27 protein-coding genes are annotated in these 25900 nt (G+C 67.8%); 21 read left to right on the forward strand and 6 right to left on the reverse strand.

All coding sequences use genetic code 11. The features are described 5' to 3' along the window. Positions 1 to 64: 64 nt before the first annotated feature. The 3 genes from rpsT to RN607_RS04950 form a co-directional block, all read right to left on the reverse strand. The gene (gene rpsT, locus RN607_RS04940) at positions 65 to 325 is read right to left on the reverse strand and encodes a 30S ribosomal protein S20 (RefSeq protein WP_313500449.1); all 261 of its coding nucleotides are present in this window, start codon (positions 323 to 325) and stop codon (positions 65 to 67) included. 72 nt (positions 326 to 397) lie between these two features. Continuing rightward, positions 398 to 919: a type II toxin-antitoxin system PemK/MazF family toxin gene (locus RN607_RS04945; protein WP_313544757.1), complete on the reverse strand. Its 522-nt coding sequence runs from the start codon at positions 917 to 919 to the stop codon at positions 398 to 400. Between the two features lie 53 nt (positions 920 to 972). After that, positions 973 to 2949 carry a putative bifunctional diguanylate cyclase/phosphodiesterase gene (locus RN607_RS04950; RefSeq protein WP_313544758.1) on the reverse strand — a complete coding sequence of 659 codons (1977 nt, stop codon included), beginning with the start codon at positions 2947 to 2949 and terminating at the stop codon, positions 973 to 975. Between the two features lie 145 nt (positions 2950 to 3094). Here RN607_RS04950 and lepA point away from each other — a divergent pair, with 145 nt between their 5' ends. Both lepA and hemW read left to right on the forward strand, forming a co-directional pair. Continuing rightward, positions 3095 to 4945 (forward strand): translation elongation factor 4, encoded by a 1851-nt coding sequence (gene lepA / locus RN607_RS04955; protein WP_313544760.1) that lies wholly within the window; start codon positions 3095 to 3097, stop codon positions 4943 to 4945. Between the two features lie 2 nt (positions 4946 to 4947). Then, positions 4948 to 6162 (forward strand): radical SAM family heme chaperone HemW, encoded by a 1215-nt coding sequence (gene hemW, locus RN607_RS04960; protein WP_313500456.1) that lies wholly within the window; start codon positions 4948 to 4950, stop codon positions 6160 to 6162. 29 nt (positions 6163 to 6191) lie between these two features. Here hemW and RN607_RS04965 read toward each other — a convergent pair whose 3' ends face one another. The 3 genes from RN607_RS04965 to RN607_RS04975 all read right to left on the reverse strand — a co-directional run bounded on the left by RN607_RS04965 (position 6192) and on the right by RN607_RS04975 (position 7828). Continuing rightward, positions 6192 to 6758 carry a P-loop NTPase family protein gene (locus tag RN607_RS04965; RefSeq protein ID WP_313544761.1) on the reverse strand — a complete coding sequence of 189 codons (567 nt, stop codon included), beginning with the start codon at positions 6756 to 6758 and terminating at the stop codon, positions 6192 to 6194. 35 nt (positions 6759 to 6793) lie between these two features. After that, positions 6794 to 7357 (reverse strand): DUF4870 domain-containing protein, encoded by a 564-nt coding sequence (locus tag RN607_RS04970; RefSeq protein ID WP_313544762.1) that lies wholly within the window; start codon positions 7355 to 7357, stop codon positions 6794 to 6796. Positions 7358 to 7447: 90 nt separating this feature from the next. Continuing rightward, positions 7448 to 7828 (reverse strand): DUF4870 domain-containing protein, encoded by a 381-nt coding sequence (locus tag RN607_RS04975; protein WP_313500462.1) that lies wholly within the window; start codon positions 7826 to 7828, stop codon positions 7448 to 7450. A gap of 262 nt (positions 7829 to 8090) precedes the next feature. Between RN607_RS04975 and hrcA the strand changes: the two genes are divergently transcribed. The 19 genes from hrcA (at position 8091) to RN607_RS05070 (ending at position 25834) form a co-directional block, all read left to right on the forward strand. Next, positions 8091 to 9098 (forward strand): heat-inducible transcriptional repressor HrcA, encoded by a 1008-nt coding sequence (hrcA, locus tag RN607_RS04980; RefSeq protein ID WP_313544764.1) that lies wholly within the window; start codon positions 8091 to 8093, stop codon positions 9096 to 9098. Next, a complete protein-coding gene (gene dnaJ / locus RN607_RS04985; RefSeq protein ID WP_313500466.1) occupies positions 9099 to 10232 on the forward strand; it encodes a molecular chaperone DnaJ in 1134 nt (377 codons plus the stop codon). A 7-nt stretch (positions 10233 to 10239) separates the two neighbouring features. Then, the gene (locus tag RN607_RS04990) at positions 10240 to 10986 is read left to right on the forward strand and encodes a 16S rRNA (uracil(1498)-N(3))-methyltransferase (protein ID WP_313544765.1); all 747 of its coding nucleotides are present in this window, start codon (positions 10240 to 10242) and stop codon (positions 10984 to 10986) included. Positions 10987 to 11028: 42 nt separating this feature from the next. Next, positions 11029 to 11367 (forward strand): histidine triad nucleotide-binding protein, encoded by a 339-nt coding sequence (locus RN607_RS04995; RefSeq protein ID WP_313500471.1) that lies wholly within the window; start codon positions 11029 to 11031, stop codon positions 11365 to 11367. Beyond that, positions 11352 to 12476 carry a PhoH family protein gene (locus tag RN607_RS05000; RefSeq protein WP_376784236.1) on the forward strand — a complete coding sequence of 375 codons (1125 nt, stop codon included), beginning with the start codon at positions 11352 to 11354 and terminating at the stop codon, positions 12474 to 12476. The genes RN607_RS04995 and RN607_RS05000 overlap by 16 nt, the downstream gene beginning before the upstream one ends. Beyond that, positions 12473 to 12928 (forward strand): rRNA maturation RNase YbeY, encoded by a 456-nt coding sequence (ybeY, locus tag RN607_RS05005; protein WP_313500474.1) that lies wholly within the window; start codon positions 12473 to 12475, stop codon positions 12926 to 12928. The genes RN607_RS05000 and ybeY overlap by 4 nt, the downstream gene beginning before the upstream one ends. 21 nt (positions 12929 to 12949) lie before the next feature. Beyond that, a complete protein-coding gene (locus RN607_RS05010; protein WP_313500477.1) occupies positions 12950 to 14266 on the forward strand; it encodes a hemolysin family protein in 1317 nt (438 codons plus the stop codon). Then, positions 14253 to 15170 carry a GTPase Era gene (gene era / locus RN607_RS05015; protein WP_313544767.1) on the forward strand — a complete coding sequence of 306 codons (918 nt, stop codon included), beginning with the start codon at positions 14253 to 14255 and terminating at the stop codon, positions 15168 to 15170. Before RN607_RS05010 ends, era begins: the two co-directional genes overlap by 14 nt. A gap of 263 nt (positions 15171 to 15433) precedes the next feature. Beyond that, positions 15434 to 15745, forward strand: coding sequence for a hypothetical protein (locus tag RN607_RS05020; protein WP_313544769.1), 312 nt, complete (start codon positions 15434 to 15436; stop codon positions 15743 to 15745). 665 nt (positions 15746 to 16410) lie between these two features. Next, positions 16411 to 16896, forward strand: coding sequence for a hypothetical protein (locus RN607_RS05025; RefSeq protein WP_313544771.1), 486 nt, complete (start codon positions 16411 to 16413; stop codon positions 16894 to 16896). A gap of 34 nt (positions 16897 to 16930) precedes the next feature. Further along, on the forward strand, positions 16931 to 17482 hold the full coding sequence (locus RN607_RS05030) for a PH domain-containing protein (RefSeq protein WP_313544774.1): 552 nt from the start codon (positions 16931 to 16933) through the stop codon (positions 17480 to 17482). 333 nt (positions 17483 to 17815) lie between these two features. Further along, complete coding sequence (locus RN607_RS05035) at positions 17816 to 18286, forward strand: hypothetical protein (RefSeq protein ID WP_313544776.1); 471 nt, start codon at positions 17816 to 17818, stop codon at positions 18284 to 18286. Positions 18287 to 18719: 433 nt separating this feature from the next. Continuing rightward, on the forward strand, positions 18720 to 19778 hold the full coding sequence (locus RN607_RS05040; RefSeq protein ID WP_313544778.1) for an RHS repeat-associated core domain-containing protein: 1059 nt from the start codon (positions 18720 to 18722) through the stop codon (positions 19776 to 19778). After that, positions 19757 to 20215 (forward strand): hypothetical protein, encoded by a 459-nt coding sequence (locus RN607_RS05045; protein WP_313544779.1) that lies wholly within the window; start codon positions 19757 to 19759, stop codon positions 20213 to 20215. Before RN607_RS05040 ends, RN607_RS05045 begins: the two co-directional genes overlap by 22 nt. A gap of 57 nt (positions 20216 to 20272) precedes the next feature. After that, positions 20273 to 20875, forward strand: a complete 603-nt coding sequence (locus RN607_RS05050; protein ID WP_313544781.1) for a hypothetical protein — start codon at positions 20273 to 20275, stop codon at positions 20873 to 20875. 182 nt (positions 20876 to 21057) lie between these two features. Further along, positions 21058 to 21564 carry a PH domain-containing protein gene (locus RN607_RS05055; RefSeq protein WP_313544783.1) on the forward strand — a complete coding sequence of 169 codons (507 nt, stop codon included), beginning with the start codon at positions 21058 to 21060 and terminating at the stop codon, positions 21562 to 21564. Between the two features lie 954 nt (positions 21565 to 22518). Then, on the forward strand, positions 22519 to 22797 hold the full coding sequence (locus RN607_RS05060) for a hypothetical protein (RefSeq protein WP_313544785.1): 279 nt from the start codon (positions 22519 to 22521) through the stop codon (positions 22795 to 22797). A gap of 383 nt (positions 22798 to 23180) precedes the next feature. Beyond that, a complete protein-coding gene (leuA, locus tag RN607_RS05065; protein ID WP_376784237.1) occupies positions 23181 to 24956 on the forward strand; it encodes a 2-isopropylmalate synthase in 1776 nt (591 codons plus the stop codon). Positions 24957 to 25153: 197 nt separating this feature from the next. Continuing rightward, positions 25154 to 25834: a DJ-1/PfpI family protein gene (locus RN607_RS05070; protein WP_313544787.1), complete on the forward strand. Its 681-nt coding sequence runs from the start codon at positions 25154 to 25156 to the stop codon at positions 25832 to 25834. Positions 25835 to 25900 lie beyond the last annotated feature (66 nt).

The raw sequence follows: 25900 nt of genomic DNA on the forward strand, positions 1-25900 counted from the left end.
GAGACGCAATCGAGCCCCGCACCGATGAACGGCGCGGGGCTCGAGAGACGAGAGATGAGGTGCGTCAGAGCGCGGCGACCTGCTTCGCGAGAGCCGACTTGCGGTTCGCGGCCTGGTTCTTGTGGATGACGCCCTTGGAGACGGCCTTGTCGAGCTTGACCGAAGCGGTCGACAGGGCGGCCTGAGCCTTGTCCTTGTCGCCAGCGGCGATGGCCTCGCGGACCTTGCGCACGTTGGTCTTGAGCTCCGACTTGACGGCGACGTTGCGCAGGCGCGCCTTCTCGTTCGTGCCGATGCGCTTGATCTTCGACTTGATGTTAGCCACGGGAATCCTCGGGTTGTTGGACTTGAAGTTCTGGGGCGGCGCGAACGACTCGCGCGCGCACGGCCTCCTACTTTACCACCTGTGGTGCTCGGAAAGCGACCTCGAGACGGCTTCGAATCGTGCGCGATCCAGAGAGGCGCCTTCGCGGCGCACTCCGCCCGGATCGACACGGACGATTCTATCGAGCCTTACGTAGCTCGCGCGACGCTGACGATCCCAGCTCCCGGCGCCGATTCCTACCCACCTGCGGCCCCATCGCGCGTCACGCACGGCGTCCTGACCGTGATCCTGCGAGCTGAGCTGGAGGCCGAGCAGCCATCGGCCGTCGTGGCCGATCAGCAGCACGGGACGGTCCTTGCCTTGAGAGTGGTCCTCCTCGAACGGAACCCAGGTCCACACGATCTCGCCAGGGTCGGGCGCTCCGTCGATCCGTGGCGCGTATCTGACGTCGACCTTCCCGGTGTAGTCGCCGGGATACCGGCGGCCGTGTCGCGGTGGCGAGGGGCGTCGAGCGGAGCGGCGACGGGCGGGGGAGAGTGCCCGCGCCAGACGGCGGAGCAGGCGGGCCGGCAGGCTGGGGCGCGCGCGGGTCATGGCTGCGAGCCTGCCACAACGTCGTCAGGGCGCAGCGTGAACCGGCCGACGGGTCAGCGGTGGACGCCGAACACGCCGGTGTCGAGCCCGGAGCGGTGCGTCCACGCGAACGGATCACGGTCGTGGGAGGTCTGGCCCGCTGCCGCCGAGCCGCCGTTGCGGTGGCTGGCGGGGCTGCTCGACCCGGGAGCCGGCGCCGCGCCCTGGAGGCTCGCGAGGGAGTCGCGCGTCGCCTGCTCGAGCGGATCGACGAGCCCGAGGCGGCTCTCCCTGTCATCGATCGGGAGCCGCGGTGCGGTCTCGGGTCGGACGGTCGGTGGCAGACCCACCGCGAGCCCTGCGCCGCGGTCGCCCGTCGGCACGTGCACGGTCCCGTCCGTGTCGATCGTGATGAGCTCCTCAGGCGTCGGATGACCGAAGAGGAATCCCTGGCCGTAGGTCCAGCCATGACGCCGGGCCAAGGCGTACTGCGCCTCGGTCTCGATCCCCTCGATGACGCCGTACATGTCCAGGGACATCGTGAGGGTGGCCATCGCGATCGAGATGCGGTCGCCGGTGGAGCGGTCCCCGAGCCGCAGGGTGAACTCGCGTGCCAGCTTCAGGCCGGACACCGGGTTGAGCAGCACGGACGACAGCGCCGAGTAGCCGGTGCCGAAGTCGTCGATCACGAGGTCCACGCCGAGGGCGGTGAGGGCCTCCAGGTCCGACTTCGCTGCGTGGGAGGCCATCAGCATGCCGGTCTCGGTGATCTCCAGGCCCAGGCGGGACGGGTTTACGCCGGACTCCGTCAGCGCCGACCGCACGACACGCGTCAGGTCCGCGGACCCGATCTGCTTCGTCGAGACGTTGACGAGCACTCGGCCGTTGAAGTCGGGGTGCGTCGAGATGAATCGGCACGCCTCGTGGATCACGTGGGATCCGAGGGGGACGATCAGGTTCGCCTCCTCGGCGATCCCGATGAACTCGTCGGGCCCCAGCAGGCCCCTCGACGGGTGGTGCCAGCGCACGAGGGCCTCGAAGGCGATGATCCGCCGCGAGGCGAGGTCCACGACCGGCTGGTAGAACACGACGAGCTGACCGTCGCGGATCGCGGTGCGCAGCTCCGCCTCCACGGACAGCTTGGACATCGCGTCGCGGCGCATCCCTGGGTGATACGCGGCGAGCCGGGCGCGTCCTGACTCCTTCGCAGCGGACATCGCGGTGTCGGCGGCACGTACGAGGCCCTCTGCGGTGGAGTCCAGCTCCGCGAGCGCGAGGCCCACGGACACCGTCGGCACGATCTCGTGCGACTCGACGATCACAGCGGACTGCACGGCCTGGGTGACCGCGCCGATGACGCCTTCGGCGATGGCGCGGCTGCGGACGTTCTCGAGGATCACCACGAACTCGTCGCCGCCCAGCCGGGCCACCGTGTCGCCCGGGCGGACTGCGTCCTGGATCCTTCGCGCGATCTCGACGAGCAGCGAGTCGCCGGCCTCGTGCCCCAGGGAGTCGTTGACCACCTTGAAGTGGTCGACGTCCAGGAACGCGCAGGCGACGGTGGTGATCCTGTCCCGGTGCGCGTCGAGCGCGAGCGCGAGACGGTCGAGCAGCAGGGTGCGGTTGGCGAGCCCCGTGAGGTGGTCGTACAGGGTCCGCTGCGTGAGGAGGTCCTTCGTGCGCCGCTCCTCGGTGACGTCCTCCACCTGGACGACGAGGCGGTGCCGCGGGTCGAGGTGCGAGCCAGGCGCATCGGACACGGTGACGCGGGCCCACACAACCTCGCCCTTGGCGCTGAGGTACCGCTTGAGGAACTGGGCGGAGGAGGTCTGCCCGGTGCGGATGCGGCGCAGGGTGTCACGGGACGCGACCATGTCGTCGGGGTGCGTGAAATCGGCGAACGACCGGCCGATCACGGCGGCGGGGCTGAGCCCCAGCACGCTCGCGAAGGTGGCGTTCACCTCTTCGTAGCGCCCGGCGTCGTCCAGGACCGCCATGCCGATCGGCGATTCCCGGAAGGCTTGCCGGAACAGGTCCTCGGTGCGAGTCACGTTTCCCTCCTGGTGGCGATACCTCGGGGGGTGTGAGATACGCCACACTGGATATCGGCATCATTCGCCAACGCATGAGGGCAGGAAAACGTGGGACCATGGATGCCCTGCCCCTGGACTCTTCCTGACGAGGATCGACCCCCCTGTGACCGACACCCGAATCGAGCCTGCCGCCACTGCGCCTGAGCTGATCCGCAACTTCTGCATCATCGCGCACATCGACCACGGCAAGTCGACCCTCGCCGACCGCATGCTCGGCATCACGGGCGTCGTATCGGAGCGAGCCGCGCGCGCCCAGTACCTGGACCGCATGGACATCGAGCGCGAGCGCGGCATCACGATCAAGTCGCAGGCTGTGCGCATGCCGTGGCAGGTCGCCGGCCAGCCGTACGCGCTCAACATGATCGACACCCCCGGTCACGTGGACTTCACCTACGAGGTGTCGCGTTCGCTCGCCGCCTGCGAGGGGGCCATCCTGCTGGTCGACGCGGCGCAGGGCATCGAGGCGCAGACGCTCGCCAACCTCTACCTGGCGATGGAGAACGACCTCACCATCATCCCGGTGCTCAACAAGATCGACCTCCCGTCGGCGGAGCCCGAGCGGTACGCCGCGGAGCTGGCCCAGCTGATCGGCTGCGATCCCGACGACGTGCTCCGCGTGAGCGGAAAGACAGGCGAGGGCGTCGACGCGCTCCTGGACCGCGTCGTCCGTGACATCCCCGCCCCCGTGGGCGATGCGGACGCACCCACCCGGGCGATGATCTTCGACTCCGTGTACGACACCTACCGCGGCGTGGTCACCTACGTCCGCGTGGTCGACGGGGCGCTCAAGTCGCGCGAGAAGATCGCGATGATGTCGACGCTCGCCACCCATGACCTGCTCGAGATCGGCGTCATCAGCCCGGAGCCCGTGCCCACCAAGGGTCTGGGCGTCGGCGAGGTCGGGTACCTGATCACCGGTGTGAAGGACGTGCGCCAGTCGAAGGTCGGCGACACCGTGACGCTCGCGTCGCGTCGCGCCACGACGTCGCTCGGCGGCTATCGCGACCCGAAGCCGATGGTGTACTCGGGCCTGTTCCCGGTCGACGGCTCCGATTTCCCGATCCTGCGCGACGCGCTCGACAAGCTCCAGCTCAACGACGCTTCGCTCGTCTACGAGCCCGAGAGCTCCGTGGCGCTCGGCTTCGGCTTCCGATGCGGGTACCTGGGGCTTCTCCACCTCGAGATCGTGCGCGACCGCCTCGAGCGCGAGTTCGGGCTCGACCTGATCTCGACCGCCCCCAACGTGGTCTACGAGGTCCACATGGAGGACGGCAAGGTCGTCACCGTGACGAACCCGTCGGAGTTCTCCAGCGGCAAGATCAACGAGGTCCGCGAGCCGATCGTCAACGCGTCCATCCTCGTGCCGAGCGAGTTCATCGGCACCGTCATGGAGCTGTGCCAGGAGCGTCGCGGCATCATCGGCACCATGAACTACCTCAGCGACACCCGCGTGGAGATGCACTACACGCTGCCGCTCGCCGAGGTCGTGTTCGACTTCTTCGATCAGCTCAAGTCCCGCACGCGCGGCTACGGCTCGCTCGACTACGAGCCTGCAGGCGACCAGGCGGCTGATCTGGTGAAGGTCGACATCCTGCTTCAGGGCGAGCAGGTCGACGCGTTCTCCGCCGTCGTCCACAAGGACAAGGCCTACTCGTACGGCGTCATGATGGTCGGCAAGCTCAAGAACCTGATCGACCGGCAGCAGTTCGAGATCCCCGTGCAGGCAGCGATCGGCGCCCGAATCATCGCGCGCGAGACGATCCGCGCGATCCGCAAGGACGTTCTCGCGAAGTGCTACGGCGGTGACATCTCCCGTAAGCGCAAGCTGCTCGAGAAGCAGAAGGCGGGAAAGAAGCGCATGAAGAACATCGGGTCGGTGGAGGTGCCGCCCGAGGCCTTCATCGCCGCGCTGTCGACATCGGACGACGGCTCGGACAAGGGCAAGAAGAAGTAGCCGTGCCCGAACGCGCGCCTGCCGCGACCGCGACGGCGTCCGCCACGCACCAGCGCGACCTGGGCGTCTACATTCACGTGCCGTTCTGCCGCGTGCGATGCGGCTACTGCGACTTCAACACCTACGCGCCGTCCGAGGTGGGGGGCGCCACCCGGGAGGGGTACGTCGAGTCCGCCTTGCGCGAGATGGCGCTGGCGGCGCGCGTGATGGAGGGCGACGCACGCGCGGCGTCCACCGTCTTCCTCGGGGGAGGCACGCCCACGATGCTCGATGCCTCAGCCCTGGCCGCATTGCTCGACGGCGTGCGCGCGACATGGGGCCTGGCCTCCGATGCGGAGGTCACCACGGAGGCGAACCCGGACTCCGTGTCACGGGAGTCGCTCCGCGCGCTCGCGGACGCCGGGTACACCCGGGTGTCCTTCGGCATGCAGTCCGCGGTGCCTCACGTCCTGGCAGTCCTCGAGCGGACGCACGACCCTGACAACGTCGCACGCGCGGTCGGCTGGGCGCGCGAGGCCGGGCTTGCGGTCTCGGTGGACCTCATCTACGGCACTCCAGGCGAGTCGCTGGCGGATTGGGAGCGGAGCGTGGACGCGGCCATCGCGCTCGAGCCGGATCACCTCAGTGCCTACGCGCTCGTGATCGAGCCTGGTACGCGCATGGGTGCGCAGCTCAAGCGCGGGCTTATCGAGCCCGTGGATCCAGACACGCAGGCGGACATGTACGAGCTCGCCGACGCGAGGTTCGCCGCAGCGGGGTACGCCTGGTACGAGGTCTCGAACTGGGCGCGCGGCGCCGAGCATGCGTGCCGTCACAACATCGCGTACTGGCGGAGCCAGGACTGGTGGGGCATCGGGCCCGGCGCCCACTCGTACCTCGGTCCGCGTGTGGATCCGGACGGCGGCGAACGCGGCGCCGAGCGCTGGTGGAACGTCAAGCATCCGCGCGCGTACGCGGACAGGCTGGCCGCGGGCGAGGATCCAGCCGCCGAGCGCGAGCCGCTCACCGCGGACGACCTCGCGCTGGAGTCGGTGATGCTGCGCTTGAGGCTCGCTGAGGGCATGGCCATCGCCGACCTGCCCGAGCGTCGGCCCACGGAGGTGGCCCGCCTGGTGGCCGAGGGGGTGCTCGACGGCCGCGCCGCGCTGGCCGGACGCCTGCTTCTCACGCTGAAGGGGCGCCTCCTGGCGGATGCCGCGGTCCGCGCCCTGACCTGATCTCCGCCGCGTGCCGCGGCGCGCGGGCTTCAGCGCACGCTGTCCGCGAGCGGGCCCGCCAGCCAACGGTCGACCTGACGCGGCGACCTCAGCCGCACCACGGGAAGGTCAGGATGGTCGGCGCAGGCGGAGGCCACGCGTTCGCCATAGTCGTTCCTGGTGGTCCATGCCCACCGCACGATGTGCTCCGGGTCGGTGAAGAAGGTGTGGAACGGAGGCTCTGTGTTGCCGTTCCACAGCTGCTCACGGCGCATCCGTCTGATGAACGTGCGCCGCAGGACGCGTGGCAGAGTCACGGTGAGGAACGGCTGATCGAGCCAGATCAGCAGGTCGGCGCGCTCCGCGAGCAGCTGTCGTGCGGAGGGGTACTGCCATTCGGTGACCCAGGCGTCGGCCCCGACCAGCGCCCGCACGTCGTCGAGGAATCGGGCACGAGGCGTCCAGTCGGGACCGTGGAACAGCGAGTCGAGCTCGGTGTACGGCACCTTGAGCGTGACGGCGATCGACTGTGCGAGCGTGGACTTTCCTGCCCCGGAGACCCCGGCGATGAGGATCCTTCTGGGAGCTCGCGGGAGGGGGTCGTCGAAGCGCAGCACGAGCGCGATGCTATCGAGATGCTGCCGTGGTGAGGTCAGCGCAGGAACGGGATGATCAGCGGGATCCTGTAGTACTCGCCGTGGTTGGCCTTCACGCCGGCGACGAAGGAGATGACGATCGAGTAGAGGCCGTAGAGGATCATCGCCGGGATGGTCACGAAGAAGCCGATGAAGAGCGTGGCGAACCCGATGATCACGCCGCCGACCATGACGACGAGCAGCGTGAGCTGGAGGTTGAGGTTCTGCTTGCCGTGATGCTCGATCAGCGCCGAGCGCTCCCTGTAGATGAGCCAGAGGACCAGCGGTACCACCCAGGACACCGTGCCGAGCGACAGCAGGGCCGCCGCCGCGGCGATGATGTGGATCAGCATGGCCCAGTTGCGGGCCTCGGACTCGAGCATGCGAGCGGGCATCGGCTGCGCGGTGGGTCCACCGGGCGGAGGGAACGGGCCCCCGGCGGGCGGGGCGTCGCTGGGCTGCGGTGATGGCGCCTGCTCGATCGCCGGCGGCTCCGCGGCCCCTGGCTGCGCGCTGGAGCCGTCCTGTGGTGCGGCTTCGGGCGTCGTGTCGGCGCCCTCGGTGCGGTCGGTGTCGTTCATAGGGAAACCGTGCCACGACGTGGCAGGGCCCCGCATCCCTCCACGGAAGGAGCGGGGCCCTGATTGTGCGCTCGGGGTAGACCCTGAGCGCTACTTGATGATCCGCCAGTTGAACGGGTACCGGTAGTCGACGCCCTTGTTCGCGGCGATGGCGGCCTGGATGCAGAAGATCAGCGTCACGACGATCGTCGCGAGCCACAGGACGATGCCGATGAGCACGGCGACCAGGATCGACGACACGATATAGGCGATCGTGACGAGGATGGAGAAGTTCAACGCCTCCTTGGCCTGGCGGTCCACGTAGGCGGAGCGGTCCTTGCCGATCAGCCAGATGATCAGCGGCGGAAGGAATCCGAACAGGATGATTCCGGCGTGAGCGAGCGTGGCATAGAGTCGCTCGTCGCTCTGCGACATGGGCGCGGCCGGCTGCGGCGCGGCGGGCGGCGGAGGGGGAGGAGGGGTCTCGGACATCGTTCTCACCACTTCATTTGTTGGGACATATGGTGCGGTCGTGGTGCCCTGGACGAACGAGGGAGAGCCGTTACCCCCGTTGCGGTGCGCCTCGACAGGACCAATCTAGCGAGTGGTGCCCGAATTGTGCGGATGCACGCGGGATCCGTGGACAGCGGTCCGGGCGCCTCCTGGGGCCGCCTCGAGGGACCGGGCGGGCGTCAAGGTTAGGATTGGCACTCACAGGTGCCGAGTGCCAATGTCGATCGGGAGGTGGAGCGGCATGACCGAGGAGCGCAGGCGTGCCGTGCTGCGCGCGATCGTCGAGGGCTACGTGGAGACGTCGGAGCCGATCGGCTCCAAGGCGCTCGCGGCGAGGACCGGGCTGGGGGTGTCCCCGGCGACCATACGCAACGACATGGCCATCCTCGAGGAGGAGGGGCTGATCACGCAGCCCCATACGTCGGCCGGGCGGATCCCCACCGACAAGGGCTATCGATCGTTCGTCGACTACCTCGCGCTGACCTCGCTGCCGGACAGCCACAAGCGCGCCATCACCACGTTCCTGTCCGATGCCTTGGACCTCAACGACGTGATCGAGCGGTCCGTGCGCATGCTGAGCCAGTTGACGCGTCAGGTCGCGGTGGTCCAGTACCCGTCGCTGCGCGAGTCGGCGGTGCAGCGCGTGGAGCTGGTCGCGCTGGGGCTCGACCGCATCCTGGTGGTCGTCATCAGCGCCGACGCTCGGGTGGAGCAGTCCACCGTGCTCGTGACGACGGCCGTGATCCAGGACGAGCTCGACCGTGCGGTGCGCGAGATCAATGAGATCGCGATGGGCAGGACGCCGACGGCGCTTGAGCCGCCCCTGTCGGCCTGGGCGGACCGGCCGGGGCAGCCTGCGTGGGTCGCGGGTGTGACCTCGGCCGTGATCCAGGCGGCGCGGGGCGGCACGGTGCAGCGTGTCATCTTCGCCGGCGCCTCGAATCTTGCACGCGGCAGCGACCTCGAGGCTGACGCGATCGGTCCCGTGCTCGACGCGCTCGAGGAGCAGGTGGTGCTCCTCAGGCTCCTGCACGAGATGACCAGCGGAGACTCCGACGTGGCGGTGCGGATCGGCCACGAGACCCGCAACGACGCCCTCGCCCGCACCTCTATCGTCGCTGCCGGCTACGGAAGCGGTCCTTCCGTCTCGCTGCTCGGGGCCCTGGGGCCCACCCGTATGGACTATCCCTCCACGATGGCCGCGGTACGCGCGGTCGCCCGATACCTGTCGAAGGTGGTTGACGCTTAAGTGACGGATTACTACGCAGTGCTGGGCCTGTCCCGGAACGCAACGGACGCCGAGATCAAGAAGGCGTATCGCAAGCTCGCCCGCGAGCATCATCCCGACGTCGCGGGTCCCGAGGGCGAGGAGCGCTTCAAGGAGGTCGGCGCGGCCTACGAGGTGCTGTCGAACCCCGAGAAGAAGGCGATGTACGACCGCGGCGTGGACCCGCGTTCGTCAGCGGGATCCCAGGGTGGCGCCCAAGGCTTCGGGTTCGAGGACATCTTCGAGTCGTTCTTCGGGGGCGGCAGCCCGTTCGGCGGTCAGCAGCGGGGGCCGGCGTCACGCACCCAGCGCGGAGGCGACCAGCTCGTCGTCACCGAGGTGACGCTCGAGGAGGCCGTGTTCGGCGTGACCCGCGAGGTGGTCGTCGACCTGGCCGACGTGTGCTCCACGTGCTCCGGCTCGTGCTGCGCGCCCGGCACCCAGCCGACCACGTGCACCACCTGCCGCGGCGCGGGACACGTGCAGCGGGTCGCGCGGTCGCTGCTCGGCAACGTGATGACCTCGTCGCCGTGCCCGGACTGCGGCGGGTACGGCACGATCATCGCCTCCCCGTGCCCCGACTGCGCGGGTCGCGGACGGACCCATTCCCGCCACACGATCAAGGTGGACATCCCCGCGGGTGTCGAGACGGGCACCCGCATCCGGCTGTCGCACATGGGCGACGCCGGCGTGGGCGGCGGGCCCAAGGGCGACCTCTACGTGGAGATCCGCGAGCGCGCGCACAAGACCTTCGAGCGTCGCGGCGACGACCTGCACTGCACGCTGGAGGTGCCGATGACCGCGGCGGCGCTGGGCACGGTCCTGAACGTCGAGACGTTCGACGGTGAGCAGGAGGTGGACGTCACTCGGGGCACCCATGCGGGCCACACGGTGCGGCTCAAGGGCTTGGGCGTGGGACGGCTCCAGCGCGCCGGCCGTGGGGACCTGTACGTGCACCTGGACGTGCAGACCCCTACCGAGCTCACCGACGAGCAGCAGGAGCTGCTCGAGCGTCTGGCGGCGCTCCGCGGCGAGGAGATGCCGCAGGCGCGCCTCGCGCCGATCGGCGGGGGCGTGTTCTCGCGTCTCAAGGACGCGTTCAAGGGCCGGAGCTGAGCCGACGGTGACGGCTCCCGTCTTCGTGTGCGCGGCGGCGCGTGACGCCGCGGTGGGCGACCTGCTGACGCTCGACGGGCCTGAGGCACGCCACGCCGTCACGGTCCAGCGCCGCGTGCTGGGGGAGGTCGTCGACCTGGTCGACGGCGCGGGCCGGCGCGCGGGCGGACCGATCGCCGAGATCGGCGACGGCTGGCTCCGGGTGCGCGTCGCGCACGTGGCAGCCGACGACGACCCGTCCGTGACGCTGGTGCAGGCGCTCGCCAAGGGTGGTCGGGACGAGCAGGCGGTGGAGGCCGCGGTGGAGCTCGGCGTGACCGCGGTGGTGCCTTGGCAGGCAGACCGATCCATCGTGCAATGGCGCGGACCCAAGGCGGACAAGGCGCGTGGCAGATGGGAGTCGCTCGTGCTCGCGGCGACCAAGCAGAGCCGAAGGGCGCTGCTCGCCGAGGTTGCTGCCGTGGTGACGAGTCGCGAGCTCGCCGCGCTCATCCGGGACGAGGTTGCCGCCGGTGGGAGGGTGCTCGTGCTGCACGAGGTCGCGGCCGTCCCGCTCGCCGGGCTGAGCTGGGAGGATCCCCGCCAGGCGGTCACGCTGGTGGTCGGACCCGAGGGCGGGATCTCGGACGACGAGCTTGCGCGGATGGTCGACGCAGGCGCCGAGGCCGTGCTTCTGGGACCTCACGTGCTGCGCGCGGCGACAGCGGGTCCGGCAGCGATCGCCGCGCTCGCTGCGCTGCGTCGCACCTGGTGACCCGGTGACGCGCATGTCACCCCGACGCCCTACCCTGGACCTATGACCGACTGCCTGTTCTGCCGGATCGTCGCCGGTGAGATCCCTGCGGATGTCGTTGCCGAGACCGACTCTGTGATCGCGTTCCGCGACATCGCGCCCAAGGCGCCGGTGCACGTGCTGGTGGTGCCGCGCAGCCACCTCGCGAACGTGGCGGAGGTCGCGAACGCCGACCCCGGCCTGCTCGCGGACATGACCGCGCTCGCGCAGGGCATCGCCGACGCGGAGTGCGGCGGGCAGTTCCGTCTCATCTTCAACACCGGCGCCGAGGCAGGGCAGAGCGTCTTCCACGCGCACGGTCACGTGCTTGGCGGCGCTCCGCTCGGATGGGAGCCTGCGTGACGTCCAGCCGCGAGATCCTCGTCGAGGATGCCGCCACCATGCCAGAGCTGCTTGGCAGCGGCGACGCGGTGCTCCGCGAGGTGGAGCGCGCGTACCCTGACGTCGACTTCCACGTGCGGGGCAACCGGATCATGCTCAGCGGGGAGGAGGCGCAGGTCGCCGCCGCCGCCACCGCGGTGGACGAGCTCCGGTCGGTGCTCGCCGCCGGGGTGCCGCTCACGGCGGACATCGCGCGTGAGTCGGTGCGGATGCTTCGCAGCGTGCAGGGCGTCGCGTCCGCGGCAGCTGCCGCGGCGGGTGCCGGACGGCGCGAGAGCCGGCCGACGGAGGTGCTCGCACGGTCGATCCTTTCCACCAGGGGACGCACCATTCGCCCGCGCACCGCCGGGCAGGCGAGCTACGTGACGGCGATCGAGAACCACACCATCACCTTCGGCATCGGGCCCGCGGGCACAGGCAAGACCTACCTGGCGATGGCTCAGGCTGTCGCGGCGCTGCAGGCGAAGAAGGTCAACCGCATCGTCCTCACGCGTCCGGCAGTGGAGGCCGGTGAGCGGCTCGGATTCCTTCCTGGCAGCCTGAACGACAAGATCGACCCATACCTGCGACCTTTGTACGACGCGCTGCACGACATGGTGGATCCGGAGTCGATCCCGCGGCTGATGGAGGCTGGGACCATCGAGGTGGCGCCCCTGGCGTACATGCGCGGTCGCACGCTCAACGATGCGTTCGTGATCCTCGATGAGGCGCAGAACACGACGCGCGAGCAGATGAAGATGTTCCTCACCCGTCTCGGGTTCGGCTCCACGATGGTCGTCACCGGCGACATCACTCAGGTGGATCTGCCCGGCGGTACGACGTCCGGGCTGCGCGCCGCGAGTGAGATCCTCGAGGGCGTGGAGGACATCGCGTTCTGCCGGCTCGGTGCCGAGGACGTGGTCCGCCACCGGCTGGTGAGCGACATCATCACGGCCTACGAGGCCAGCGAGCAGCGTGCCGGCGACCGGCCGCTCGGCCAGCAGCGCAGGTTCGAACGACGCGACAGCCATGACCGGCACGGCCGCGAGCACCGCGACCGACCGGCACGCACCCAGGAGGACGACGAGTGATCGAGGTCAACAACGAGACCGAGGCCGAGGTCGACGAGATCGAGTTCGCCGAACTCGCGCGCTTCGTGCTGCGGGAGATGCACGTCGCGGAGGAGGCTGAGCTGGCGATCCTCTTCGTCGACGAGCCCGCGATGGAGCAGCTGCACATCCAGTGGATGGACGAACCGGGCCCCACCGACGTGTTGAGCTTCCCCATGGATGAGCTCCGGCCCGGGACCGCTGACGAGCCCACGCCGGCAGGTCTGCTGGGGGACATCGTGGTGTGCCCCTCCGTGGCGGCGGCGCAGGCGGTCAAGGCCGGCCACACGGCCGAGGAGGAGATGCTGCTCCTCACGACGCACGGGATCCTTCACCTGCTCGGCTACGACCACGTCGAGCCGGAGGAGGAGAAGGAGATGTTCGCGCTTCAGCGTCAGCTCCTGCTCACGTTCCTCGCCGGCCGCGCCGCGTGACCCCGCGACTGGCCTAGGCCGATGGATGCCTTCCCCTGGACGACGCTGATCATCCTGGTCGTGGTCGCCACGCTGGGCGCGGGTGTCATGCATGCGGTCGTCGCCTCCTTCGAGCAGGTGCCGTATGCGCGCGAGCGCGAGCTTGAGTCCTCGCGCAGGCCCGACGGGCGCCGCACGTCCGTGGCGAAGCTCGCGGCGCTTCCGGATCACGCCGATTCCGCCTCCTCCGTCGTGTACTCCGTGCTGGAGGCGCTTGCACTCGTCAGCTGGGCGTTCATAGCCTGGCAGATCGCCGACGGGCTCGACTGGAGCTGGGGATGGGTGCTCGCGGCGGCTGCGGGAGTGGGAGCGGTGCTCTCGCTGCTGGTCATCCGGGCCGTCCCGCGCGGTCTGGCGAAGGCGTACCCCGAGAGCACGTTGCGGGCGCTCGCGCCTGTCGCATGGTTCTTCGTGTGGATCACGACGCCGATCCGCGCTGTCGTGCCCGCGCTCAGCTACCCGGAGCTCACTGAGGCCGAGGACCTGGTGGAGCAGGCGGAAGGTGCGCTGGAGGCGGACGAGGCGGAGCTGCTGCGCTCGATCGTCGGCCTGGGGGAGACCCTGGTGCGCGAGGTCATGGTGCCTCGCACCGACATGATCACGATCCAGGCAGGCACACCGGTTCGGAAGGCGATGCTGCTGTTCCTGCGGTCGGGGTTCTCCCGGGTGCCGGTGATAGGCGATGGCACGGACGATGTGCGCGGCGTGATCTACCTCAAGGACTGCGTGCGGGACACCTGGGACAGCTCTGAGCGGCTCGAGGAGCCTGTGGACGCGCTCATGCGCGATCCCGAGTTCGTCCCTGAGTCGCTGGCGGTCGACGAGCTTCTGCGCAGGATGCAGGACGAGGTCTTCCACCTGGGCGTGGTGGTGGACGAGTTCGGCGGCGTGGCGGGCCTCGTCACCATCGAGGATGCGCTCGAGGAGATCGTCGGCGAGGTGGTGGACGAGCACGACCGCGTGGCGCCCGAAGCAGAGGCGTTGCCAGGCGGCGCCTATCGCGTGCCGGCGCGCATGCCGCTGGATGAGCTCGCGGAACTGTTCGACGTCGAGATCGATGACGAGGACGTGGAGACCGTCGCAGGTCTCCTGACCAAAGCGCTCGGCAAGGTGCCTATCCCGGGTGCCCACGCCAAGGCTCATGGGCTTGAGCTGCTCGCGGACCGCGCGGAGGGCCGACGGCGTCGGCTCACTTCCGTGGTGGTCCGACGTGACGACGAGCCCGAGCCCACCGACACTGGAGAGCGCCGCACGGTGCGTGCGGGCAGGTCCCGCAGGAAGGAGCATGACGATGACTGAGGAACCGGAGGGCTTCCGCTCGGGCTTCGCCTGCTTCGTCGGGCGCCCGAACGCGGGCAAGTCCACGCTGATGAATGCCCTGGTAGGGGAGAAGGTGGCGATCATGTCCTCCCGTCCCCAGACCACGCGACGCGCCATTCGTGGCATCGTCACCCGGGACGACGCCCAGCTGGTGGTGGTCGACACGCCCGGTCTGCACCGCCCTCGCACGCTGCTCGGGGAGAGGCTGAACGACCTTGTCCGCGAGACGTTCGCCGAGGTCGACGTGATCGGCTTCTGCCTGCCCGCCGACGAGAAGGTCGGCCCAGGCGACAAGTGGATCGCGCGCGAGCTGTCCGAGGCACGCGCCCCTGTCGTCGCGATCGTCACCAAGGTGGACAAGGTGTCACGCGAACGCGTGGCCGAGCACCTGCTCGAGGTGTCGCAGCTGGGAGACTGGGCGGATGTGGTGCCCGTGTCGTCGGTCAAGGACATCCAGGTGGACGTCCTGACGGACGTGTTGGTGGGGCGTCTTCCCCAGGGGCCAGCCCTCTACCCCTCGGGTGAGGTCACCGATGAGCCCGAGGACATCATGGTGGCCGAGCTGATCCGTGAGGCGGCGCTCGAAGGCGTGCGCGACGAGCTGCCGCATTCTCTCGCGGTGGTCATCGAGGAGATGATCGAGCCGGGGGAGGAGACTTCCTCGCGCGAGGTGCTCGAGATCCGCGCGAACGTCTACGTGGAGCGCGACTCTCAGAAGGGCATCGTCATCGGACGCGCGGGTTCGCGTCTCAAGGAGGTCGGCGCTACGGCACGCGAGGGCATCGAGCGGCTGCTCGGGCGCAAGGTCTACCTGGACATCCACGTCAAGGTGGCCAAGGAGTGGCAGCGGGACCCGAAGCAGCTGGGGCGCCTGGGGTTCTGACGGTCTGACCCGCGCCGGGCCGCGGTTGCGGCGCGTCGCGCATTTCGGTGGCTTTCGGCATCGGGCTGGTGCTATATGTCTTTCAGCCCACGAGCAGGGGTGTTGCCTGGGGAGGCAGCTACGGGGCGGCGGTCGGCGGGGTGCTAGGTCCGCTGTTACGGACGCGTGTGCGTCCGCTGGGGGTCGTTGGGGGCGGGGTCGCTGTGGCGATTTCCGTGGGTTCTGCCTGTGTGGCTGGTCGTTGGTCCCGTGGTGTGCGTGGGGTGTCGATCGCGGTGATTGCGGCGTTCACGATCGTGATCGTTGGTGAGGGTGGTGCGGTCGCTGCCGAGCCGACGCCTGCCGCGGCGGTGGATTGGACGCAGCAGGGTGCCTGGGAGGGGTTGACAGCTCCGGATGCGGTGTCGGCGGAGATGCTTGCGGTCCTCAACGACGAGGCGGTCGAGGATCTGTCGCAGCGCACGGAGACGTCGCAGACGTTCGCGCTTCCTGACGGTCAGTGGCGCTCCGACATGTATTGGGGCCGGGGTGGACTGCCTCGTTCGAAGGGTTCGGCATGGGCCAAGTCGGCTTGACCGTGTACGACTCTACGGGCGACGACGGGGTGATCGATTGCGAGCAGACCGACGGCACGTATCTGCTCTCTGTGGAGCCCGCCTCGTCCGGCACTACCACGTTCACCCACGACGCCTTGGGGCGCATCACCCAGATCCTCGCGCCTGTACCCGCCGGAGTGACCTGCTCAAGTCGCACGTATTGGAGGCCCTGATGAGTGCAAGAAGTGCGAGCGCGCGGCGGAGCGCCGGGTCGCGAACATTCGGCGATGTTCTGAGAATCTGGCTGCGGCTCAACAGGGCGACGGCGCCAGACCGGAAGGCATACTCGGATGGTTGCGAGTTGCGTGTCACGGTGTTCGTGCCGACTGACGGAGGACGGTGGCGTCGGGAGCAGGTCGCCTTTCGTCGCCCGTCTGCGCTCGCGGCGCCGCTTGTCGAGCTATTCGGCGCCGGGCCATTTGACGGCGTCGCAATCGAAGACGAGTCGCCAAACGGCGAGCCGCTTTTCGTCGGAGTTCGAGTCCACACTGGATCTAGCGAGTACCTACTCGCCGTCGCGAGAGAGGACTCGGAGATCGTCGCCGACCTGCTGAGATCTGTCCGTAACCGGCGACTTCCCGGCGCGATCTGAGCGCCGATGTTGAGCACGCCTCTACAGCCCCGTCACCGGATTCTTCACGAGCGTGGATCCCGTCCCCGGAGGCGACACCACCGCCTACACCTACCCCCAAGACCCCATCAACAAATACGACACCACAGGCAAGAACTGGTGGTCCAAGCTTGCGAAGAAGGCTAGGGCGGCGGCGGCCTCCGCGGTGCGCAAGGGCTGGGACTTCTACAAGAAGCACTCTGATGCGATCCTCGCTGTCGCAGGCATCGCGCTCTTCAGCGCCTGCCTGGTACTTTCGGCAGGTGCGTGCGCGATCGCCGGTACGGTCCTCGTCGGGGTAGAGGCTGCCACGAATCGTGGAATCAAGAAGCAGTCGTGGGGCAAGGTCGCGAAGGGCGCGGCGGTCAGTCTTCTGTTCGTCGGGTTCGGGTTCGGTGTCGGCAAGGGGCTTGAGGCCGCTGCACGCGCAGGCGGAGCCGTGGGGCGCGGAGCCACGATCACCGTCAACGCCCACACGGGAGCGCCTGGCCTGATCTGTTCGACGTCGAGGAGATGCTAGGAAGATGATGGGTCGGTCAAGAGTTGGCGCCGGGATGGTGTGGCGCAGCTCGGTGCAAGCGAGGATCCTCGTAAACCTCCTCTCGTATCCGGCCTCGTTCCTGATGATCCTGCTGGTGGCGTCGGCCGATTCCAACGGGAGTCGCGACACGTCGGGTGTGGTCGTCTTCGGCATCGCCGCCGTGTTGATGACGGCGTGGGCGTCTGCGGCGGCGTTTCGTGCGCGTGTGGTGGTCGACGGGGAGTCGTTCACGGTGGTGAATACGTGGGTGACGTTTCGGTATCCGCGGACGGCGGTTGCGGGGGTGGCGTCGGACGGGTTGTCGTTCTTGCGGGTCGATTTCACGGATGGGTCGAGTCGGCGGTGTTGGGCGATCCAGGCGACGAATCTGATGTTGATGTTGCGTCGTCGCACGAGGGTGGACAAGGTTGCTGACGAGATCCTCGAAGCGTTGGGTGGTGAGGGTCGGGTGGTGTCGAGTGAGCCGTTCGAGGTGGCGAGGTCGTGGTCGGGGTTGCCGATTCACGCGTGGGTGCTGATCGCGATCTACGTGGCGATGGTCGTGCAATGGTTCGCCACCACGTGACAGCAATGACGGCCACGCGTGGTGCAGTCGGCGCAGTCTGCAATGGCGTCCACGCGGCCGCGTACGTGCGACTAGGCCGGATGAAGGAGGCTGCAAATGCCACAGCCGCAACCGTCGTCGGCAGTGGCGGTGGCGCTGGCAGGCTCACGGAGGTTGCCGTGGGACGCGCGGCTTGTGCCGCGAGGGCTTCGTTCTCGCGGGCTATCGTGAGGAACGGACTTGGAAGCAGGAGATAGATGACGAGGTACGACCTCACAGTGAGCAGGGTCGGCTTCGTCGCGGAGCATGTGGTCGGGCATGGCGTCGCAGCGCGAGTCAAGTCGTAGGTCGTCTGTGCGCCAGTTGATGGAATCACGGCACGTCGTTCGCTCGGGCCTGGTTGCGTGGGGATTCGCGGCGATGCTCGTGGTGCTTGGCCTCGCGACGTTCATGGGTGCGGTGGATACCGGTCAAGGTGGTCTGTTCGGAGCATTCGGGCTGGGAATGTCGGTACTCGTGGTCGTCAGGGTCTTCGTGGGCGGCGTCTGGGTGGACCGGCATGGGTGTCTGGTGGTGCGCGACTGGCTTCGTACGAGGACATATCGTGTCGACCACGACCTTGTCATCGGCTATGTGCCATATGACGGGTTCGTCAGCTATAACGCGGGGGAGTCTCGAATGTGGGCGACGCTCACGTTCACGGACGGCCGGGGGCGTGCGCGGGCGTGTCGGCTGACGGTGGCAGGGTTTGGTACGACGAAGCGTCGGGTGAAGGACTTGCGCGAGCAGCTCGGCTTGCCTGCGGGCCCTGGTCGGTTGGAGTGAGGTGTCTGACCTGTTCGGTCGTGTGGTTGCGGAGTCGACGCCTGCCGGGCTGGTCGACTCTGACAGTGTTTCCCCATATGACCGGTCGTATGCGTATGACATGGCGGGACGGTTGACAGTCGTCACGGACCGCACCGCCGTCACAGGTGAGACGGTCAACACGGATCCGGCTGCCGGAGATGTCACGACCTGTGTGACACGCACTTACCGGTTCGACGTGCGTGGGAACCGTCTGTCCCGCACCGCCGGACTCTCAGGCACGGACGGGGGGTGTGTGGCGGCCGGGACGGGTACGGCACAGTCGTGGACGTATGACACCGCTGGTCGGGTTCAGACCGCCGCGAACGGTGGAGCCGCATACGTGTATGACGGCCTGGGGCGGCAGACCCTGATCCCCGCAGCAGACACCCCTGCAGGAGTGTCCGCGGGGGATGTGACGGTCGGCTACTACGACAACGACCTCGCCGCGTCGGTGACCCAACACGGTGTCACCACGACCTACAGCCTGGATGCCCTGCAACGGCGTGCGACCGCGTCGACGACGTCGAGCTCGGGCACGACCACCCTCGTGCGTCACTACGCGGATCAGTCGGACAGTCCTTCGTGGGCGGTCGCGACCGACACCACCGGCAACGTGTCGACGTCTTGGTATGGGTCGTCGCTGGGTGGTGACTTGGGAATCACCCTCACTGATGGGGTCGCGCAGGTCCAGTTGTCCGATATCCATGGTGATGTCGCACTGCCGGTCACCGTGAGCGCCGACGGCACCGTCACCGATGTCGGCGGGTATAGCGACTTCGACGAATACGGCAACCCCGTCACCATCACCACCGACCCTGACACCGGAGTCATCGCCTACGGGTGGCTCGGAGCGAAGGAACGCGCCACCGACACCACCGGGCTGCTACTCATGGGAGTCCGCCTCTACAACCCCGTCACAGGGTCGTTCACCAGCGTGGATCCCGTCCCCGGAGGCAACGCCACCGCCTACACCTACCCCCAAGACCCCATCAACAAATACGACACCTCAGGCAAGAACTGGTGGTCAAAGATCAAGAAGGGCCTAAGAGCTACGGGGGCGTGGCTCGATCGCAACGCAGGGACTATCGGACTGGTGCTATCAGTCGTAGGAATGTTCACTTGCAGCATTTGTGCAGGTATCGCTCTTGCTGGACTCATCGTGGGGGCCTACTCGGCAGCTCGGACTTGCGCGGGCAACCTCCGGTCCATTGACTGTGGCCTCGGTGTCGCGTCTACTGTGGCGGGCGGCTCCGGGATGCTGTTCGGAAAGATTGGGAGGGGGCTCATGAGTGCCGGTCGAGCGCGGATCGCCGCGAATGGGGGTCGGAGCGTCGTACCTCACATCTATCACTCGGTTGTGGGTCGAGCGACCGTACAGGTCGGTCGTGCAGCGCGCCATGGTGGCAACGCTCTCGGCTGGAGCTCGAACGCAATGTCAGCGGGTTCTGCGTGGCATTCGAGGCGAGGCTAGCCATGTCGGTTAGGCGCGTCGGCGCTGATGTCTCGGTTCGCATGAACTTGCTCGAACGCATCGGCGGATTCTTCTTCGGCTCCGCGCCCTCGCTTCACATGACTGATGTTGAGTGGGTTGCCGCGGTCGGACGGCTACATGTCGACGATGCGACACAGTTCGTTCGCTTCAGCCAGTTGGGGTCGGTGAATCTGTCCGCGACGTGGGGCTATATCGACCTGCATGGTCGCTCGAACTACGACCGTGGCAGAGCGTACGTCCGAGTTCGCTACCGCAAGCCAGCGTATGTTGTCAAAGCTCAGTCCGGCGGTTCGTGGACTTTGCTCTTGTTCTCGAGCTCGCAGGGTGCGGCGCTGCTGCAAGAGATCTGCGCCGCGAACCCACGTGTGCAAGTCAGAGATGTGCAATCAGTGCTCCCATATCGCCTTCACAAGTGACGCATGGTGAACGCGCACCCGATCGGCCTAGAGCCTCAATGGGCGGGCCTGACGTGTGTGACCAAGACGGGAGAGGCGACGCCCACAGTGCCTGCGGTACGCACCACCGGGTACTCGATGCTGCTGGCACCCACCACCACCGTCGAGTCCCTCGGGACGGTCACGCGCACCACCACGACCGCGTATCTGGCGGATGGTCGGACCGCGTCGTCGTCGACCGCGACGGCCGGGCTGGCGTCGTCCCAGGCGCTGCCGACCACCGACTACGTGTATGACCCGGTGACGGGTCTGCAGACCGCCACAAAGTCCGTCGATGCGGCTGGAGTTACCATCTCGAGCGTGTCTATCGGGTATGACCGGTGGGGTCGCACCGTCACCTACACCGACACTGACGGCACAGTGATCTCGACCGCGAAGAAACTCGATACCGCGTCGGGCACGTATCCGGCCTACAAGTTCAGTGCGGCCTGCGACGCGGCGGGGAACATGATCGTGTGGGCCATGCCCGGTGGTGTCGCGCAGACAGCCAGGGGCGCGCTGGCCGGCACGGACCGTCCCGGTCAATGGATCTCGGGGCAGACCCAAGGTCGCGCGGGGTGCGGCGGTCAGTGTTCTGTTCGTCGGGTTCGGGTTCGGGTTCGGTGTCGGCAAGGGGCTTGAGGCCGCTGCACCCGCTGGCGGAGCGGTGGGGCGCGCCGCGACGATCACCGTGAATGCCCACACGGGAGCGCCTGGCCTGATCTGTTCGACGTCGAGGAGATGCTAGGACTGTGATGAACACAGAGGTGCTTGGGGTGCGACGTATCTGGTGTACATCGGTCGGCCTTCGCATGATCGTTCTGATGGCTGACTATCCCAGTGCGCTCGTTATTGCACTGGTGGCGGTGAGTGTCGATCGTGCGGCACGCGATGTCTCTGGTGTGCTGGTGTTTGGGACTGTGGCGGTGTTGATGACGGCGTGGGCGTCTGCGGCGGCGTTTCGTGCGCGGGTCGTGGTCGACGGGGAGTCGTTGGTGGTGGTGAATACGTGGGTGACGTTTCGGTATCCGCGGACGGCGATTGCGGGGGTGGCGTCGGACGGGTTGTCGTTCCTTCGGGTCGATTTCACGGACGGGTCGAGTCGGCGGTGTTGGGCGATCCAGGCGACGAATCTGATGTTGATGCTGCGTCGTCGCACGAGGGTGGACAAGGTCGCTGACGAGATCCTCGAAGCGCTCGGTGGTGAGCGTCGGGTGGTGTCGAGTGAACCGTTCGAGGTGGCGAGGTCGTGGTCGGGGTTGCCGATCCACGCGTGGGTGCTGATCGCGATCTACCTGGCGATGGTCGTGCAATGGTTCGCCACCACGTGACAGCAATGACGGCCGGGCTTTCAATCGCGAGGATGTTGGGACGTGCTATGTGTGGTACGGCTGCCATGAGGATCGGCGCCGTCAGCACCGCTTATGCGAGCGGCAAGGGGAAGACGGCCGACTGTGCGGTCGGCGTGGCGACTCTCCTCACCGGTGCCGCAGGCATGAAGACCGTCGCACGGGCGCGAGACTCCTGGAGAGCGGCGAGGTTCGGATCAGCGGCGCCGTCGCCAAGGGGTTCGTGAGGCGGGCGTGGAACGTGAAGGTCGACCAACTAACGATGTGACCTGGAGCTGCGGTCGTTCGGAGTGGAAAGCGCATCGGTTGGTACACGGTTGGAGCGTCAGCGGCCGCTGTCGCCAGTTCTCATTGGAGGTGACACGCAGTGCTCGCGATCACTGAGAGTTCGGTGTCCTTGCGGGTTGGGTTGTGGTGGCGTCTGGGCCTGCCCTATTTGAGTTCGAGTCCGCGTACCGCCACGGCGGATGTGGTGGCCTTCGGGGTGGTTCCAGATGCGTCCGATGCCGACGTCTTCAGGCTTGTGCGACCACACTGGAGCGTTCTCGTGGGGTCTTACGCGAGCGTTGTGCGTGCTGACGCGAGGGCGACGTCAATTGTGAGCGGCGGTCGCGCCTTTGTTCGGGTGTGGCCGAGGCGTGATGCGGTGGTTGTTCGCATGCGCCAGGGCGGGAAGTGGTCGTTGTTCATGACGACTGAGCGGCAAGCTGAGGCCAAGCTGGAGCTGCTTCGCCGCCACTGTCCCAGCGCCCGCGAGCTGGCTCCAGGTGAGCTTTTCAGTGCAACGCGTGAGCGGTGACAGGTCGTGGTGTCGGTGATGTAACACCACCACCACGACCGCATATCTGGCGGATGGTCGGAGCGACCTTGTCGAGCGTGTCTACCGGCGATGGCCGGTGGGGTCGCTCCGTCACGTGCACCGACACTGACGGCACTGTGACCTCGACCGCGAAGAAGCTCGACACCGCGTCGGGCACGTATCCGGCCTACACGTTCAGCGCGGCCTGCGACGCGGCGGGGAACATGATCGTGTGGGCCATGCCCGGTGGTGTCACGCAGACAGCCAGCGGCACGCTGGCCGGCACGGACCGTCCCGGTCAATCGATGTTGGGGCAGACCCGTACGCGTGAAGCACCGAAGGTCGGTCTTGGTGGTCAAGGCACGGGCCGGAGGCGTGTGGGCCATGTTGTTGGTCTCGCAGCGCAATGGCGATGAGCTGATCGAGGCGATCCGGCGGGCGAATCCGGCGGTTGAGGTGAGGGATGCGCGGGACGTCATCCCAACGCGCCTCTACAAATGAAGGGGGCGGCGCGATGCCGTGATCGACGATGGCCATGAGTTCACGGCGTAGACGTATGGCGGCATGAATGCTGGGGGCCCGTTTGATAGGCCAGCAGTCGGCGTCGGAGCCGTGGCCGGTGGCACCATCGGGAAGAGGCTGCATGGTGGCGCCGCCCGTGCGGTGCGCTATGGTGGCTCGTATGCGTGCACGCTCGCTGCTCCTTAGCTGCCGCGACGAGGCCTAGAACAGGCTGGCTCCTCGTCGCGGTGGTTCGTGTGCCGGCCGACCGACGAGTCGAACCCCTGAAGGAAGCATCATGACGAGCGAGCAGACCACCACCGCGCACACCGAGCCCACCTACTACACCGGCGGCGTCCAGACCAGGTCGCACATGCCGATCCACAAGTACAGGCCTTTTCACGAGCAGATCAAAGTCGACCTGCCGGACCGCACCTGGCCGTCCACGGTGATCGCCAAGGCACCCCGCTGGTGCGCCGTCGACCTGCGTGACGGCAACCAGGCGCTCATCGAGCCGATGAACGCGGAGCGCAAGATGCGCATGTTCGAGCTGCTGGTACGCATGGGCTACAAGGAGATCGAGGTCGGGTTCCCGTCGGCGAGCCAGACCGACTTCGACTTCGTGCGCAAGCTGATCGATGAGGACCGCATCCCCGACGACGTGACCATCCAGGTGCTGACCCAGGCGCGCGAACACCTGATCGAGCGCACGTACGAGTCGATCAAGGGCGCCAAGCAGGCGATCGTCCATCTGTACAACTCCACGTCCATCCTGCAGCGCGAGGTCGTCTTCCGTGCCAACGAGGACGAGATACTCGACATCGCGACGCATGGAGCGATGCTCTGCCAGAAGTACGAGGAGACCATCCCGGATACCAGGGTCTTCTATGAGTACAGCCCCGAGTCCTACACCGGCACCGAGCTCGAGTACGCGGTCCGCGTGAGCAACGCCGTGCTGGACGTGTGGAAGCCCACGCCCGACCGCAAGGTCATCATCAACCTGCCCGCCACGGTCGAGATGGCGACGCCGAACGTGTATGCCGACTCGATCGAGTGGATGAACCGCCACCTGGACTACCGCGACTCCGTGGTGCTGAGCCTGCACCCCCACAACGACCGCGGCACCGCCATCGCGGCGGCTGAGCTGGGCTACATGGCCGGCGCCGACCGCATCGAGGGCTGCCTGTTCGGCAACGGCGAGCGCACCGGGAACGTGGACCTGGTGACGCTGGGCATGAACCTGTTCAGCCAGGGCATCGACCCCGAGATCGACTTCTCGGACATCGACGAGGTGCGCCGCACCGTCGAGTACTGCAACCAGATCGACGTGCACCCGCGCCACCCCTGGGGCGGCGACCTGGTCTTCACGGCCTTCTCCGGCTCCCACCAGGACGCCATCAAGAAGGGCTTGGAGGCCATGGAGGACAAGGCCGCGCGCATGGGTGCCACGGTCGACGACCTGGTCTGGGCCGTGCCGTACCTGCCGATCGATCCCAAGGACGTGGGCCGCTCCTACGAGGCCGTGATCCGCGTCAACTCGCAGTCCGGCAAGGGTGGCGTCGCGTACCTGCTCAAGTCGGAGCGTCATCTCGACCTCCCGCGTCGGCTGCAGATCGAGTTCTCCCGCGTGGTCCAGCGGCATGCTGACGAGCTCGGCGTCGAGATGACGGCCGACGCGCTGTGGCAGATCTTCGAGGACGAGTACCTGCCGTCGCCCGACGCGGACAAGCAGTGGGGTCGTTTCGCGCTTCACGGGACCCGCGCGACGTCGTCCGAGACGGGGCCCGACACGCTCGCGGCGGACATCGTCGACGGTGGGTCCCAGGTGACGATCGAAGGCTCCGGCAACGGCCCGCTCGACGCGTTCGTCGCCGCGCTAGGCACGCGCGGCGTCAAGGTGGAGGTGCTGGACTACGCCGAGCACGCGCTCACCGCCGGCGGCGATGCGAGCGCCGCCTCCTACGTCGAATGCCACATCGGCGACGAGATCTTCTGGGGGGTCGGCATCGACCCCTCGATCACCACGGCCACCTTGAAGGCCATCATCTCCGCAGTGAACCGCCAGGCGCGCTGACACTGCGGCGTCCCGGCCGAGCCACGCCAGCCCGTCGATCACGGGGGACGCGGGGCCGGGACCGGACGCGCCGGGGGAAGCCATCGACCATGGCGGACCCCGGCGCGTCCTCACATGCGCAGGCTGCGGCGTGCGGCATGTCGTCACATGCACCCCGGGCAGCGCGGCGCACGATGGTCGCGAAAGGGGGGCGGAAGATGTCCGACGGCGCGACGACGATCGTGATGGTGCTGGTGCCGCAGGTCACCCAGCTCGACCTGACGGGGCCCGCCCAGGTGTTCGCACGATGGCCAGGGGCACATCTCGTGATCGCCGCCGCGCGCGCAGAGCCGGTGATGACGGACTGCGGATTCGCGATCGTGCCGACCGCGACATTCGACACTGCGCCGCAGGCGGACTACCTGATCGTGCCCGGTGGGGAGGGCATCTTCGACGTCTTGAGCGATCGCCGAACGGTGGACTTCGTGCGAGTACAGGCGCGTGGCGCTCGGGTGGTCGGGTCGGTGTGCACCGGAGCGTTCCTGCTAGGCGTCGCGGGGCTGCTCGACGGCGTGCGCGCCACGACCCACTGGGGATCGATGAGGCTGCTCCCTCTGGTGGGTGCGGCGCCGACACCTTCTCGAGTGGTGAGGGACGGTCGAGTCGTCACAGGGGGTGGCGTCACCTCAGGCATCGACATGGCGCTCGCGCTCGCAGCCGACGCTTTCGGGGAGCAGGTCGCGCGAGAGATCCAGCTCGCGATCGAGTACGACCCGGAACCGCCCTTCGACGCGGGATCCCCGGACGCGTTCCCGGAGGCCGAGATCGAGCTCCGCAGGCGTGCGATCGAGGACCGCCGTCGTGCTCGAGTCGAGGCGGGCATGCGCGCGAGCGCCTGACCCGGCAGCGAGCAGCTACGCGCGGACCGATGGTCCCCGTCGCCCGGCTTGGGAGCGACGGGGACC

It is taken from the genome of Demequina capsici, from assembly GCF_032102965.1.
GTDB lineage: Bacteria > Actinomycetota > Actinomycetes > Actinomycetales > Demequinaceae > Demequina > Demequina capsici.

Bases quoted from the DNA above. Each gene is read 5' to 3' on its own strand.
- RN607_RS04970 (WP_313544762.1), bottom strand. From the start codon at position 7,357: ATGAACGACACCGACCGCACCGAGGGCGCCGACACGACGCCCGAAGCC.
- RN607_RS05055 (WP_313544783.1), top strand. From the start codon at position 21,058: ATGGCTGACTATCCCAGTGCGCTCGTTATTGCACTGGTGGCGGTGAGT.
- RN607_RS04945 (WP_313544757.1), bottom strand. From the start codon at position 919: ATGACCCGCGCGCGCCCCAGCCTGCCGGCCCGCCTGCTCCGCCGTCTG.
- RN607_RS05030 (WP_313544774.1), top strand. From the start codon at position 16,931: ATGGTGTGGCGCAGCTCGGTGCAAGCGAGGATCCTCGTAAACCTCCTC.
- RN607_RS05000 (WP_376784236.1), top strand. From the start codon at position 11,352: ATGGGAGCCTGCGTGACGTCCAGCCGCGAGATCCTCGTCGAGGATGCC.
- era (WP_313544767.1), top strand. From the start codon at position 14,253: ATGACGATGACTGAGGAACCGGAGGGCTTCCGCTCGGGCTTCGCCTGC.
- RN607_RS05070 (WP_313544787.1), top strand. From the start codon at position 25,154: ATGTCCGACGGCGCGACGACGATCGTGATGGTGCTGGTGCCGCAGGTC.
- RN607_RS05010 (WP_313500477.1), top strand. From the start codon at position 12,950: ATGGATGCCTTCCCCTGGACGACGCTGATCATCCTGGTCGTGGTCGCC.
- leuA (WP_376784237.1), top strand. From the start codon at position 23,181: ATGACGAGCGAGCAGACCACCACCGCGCACACCGAGCCCACCTACTAC.
- RN607_RS04995 (WP_313500471.1), top strand. From the start codon at position 11,029: ATGACCGACTGCCTGTTCTGCCGGATCGTCGCCGGTGAGATCCCTGCG.
- RN607_RS04975 (WP_313500462.1), bottom strand. From the start codon at position 7,828: ATGTCCGAGACCCCTCCTCCCCCTCCGCCGCCCGCCGCGCCGCAGCCG.
- hrcA (WP_313544764.1), top strand. From the start codon at position 8,091: ATGACCGAGGAGCGCAGGCGTGCCGTGCTGCGCGCGATCGTCGAGGGC.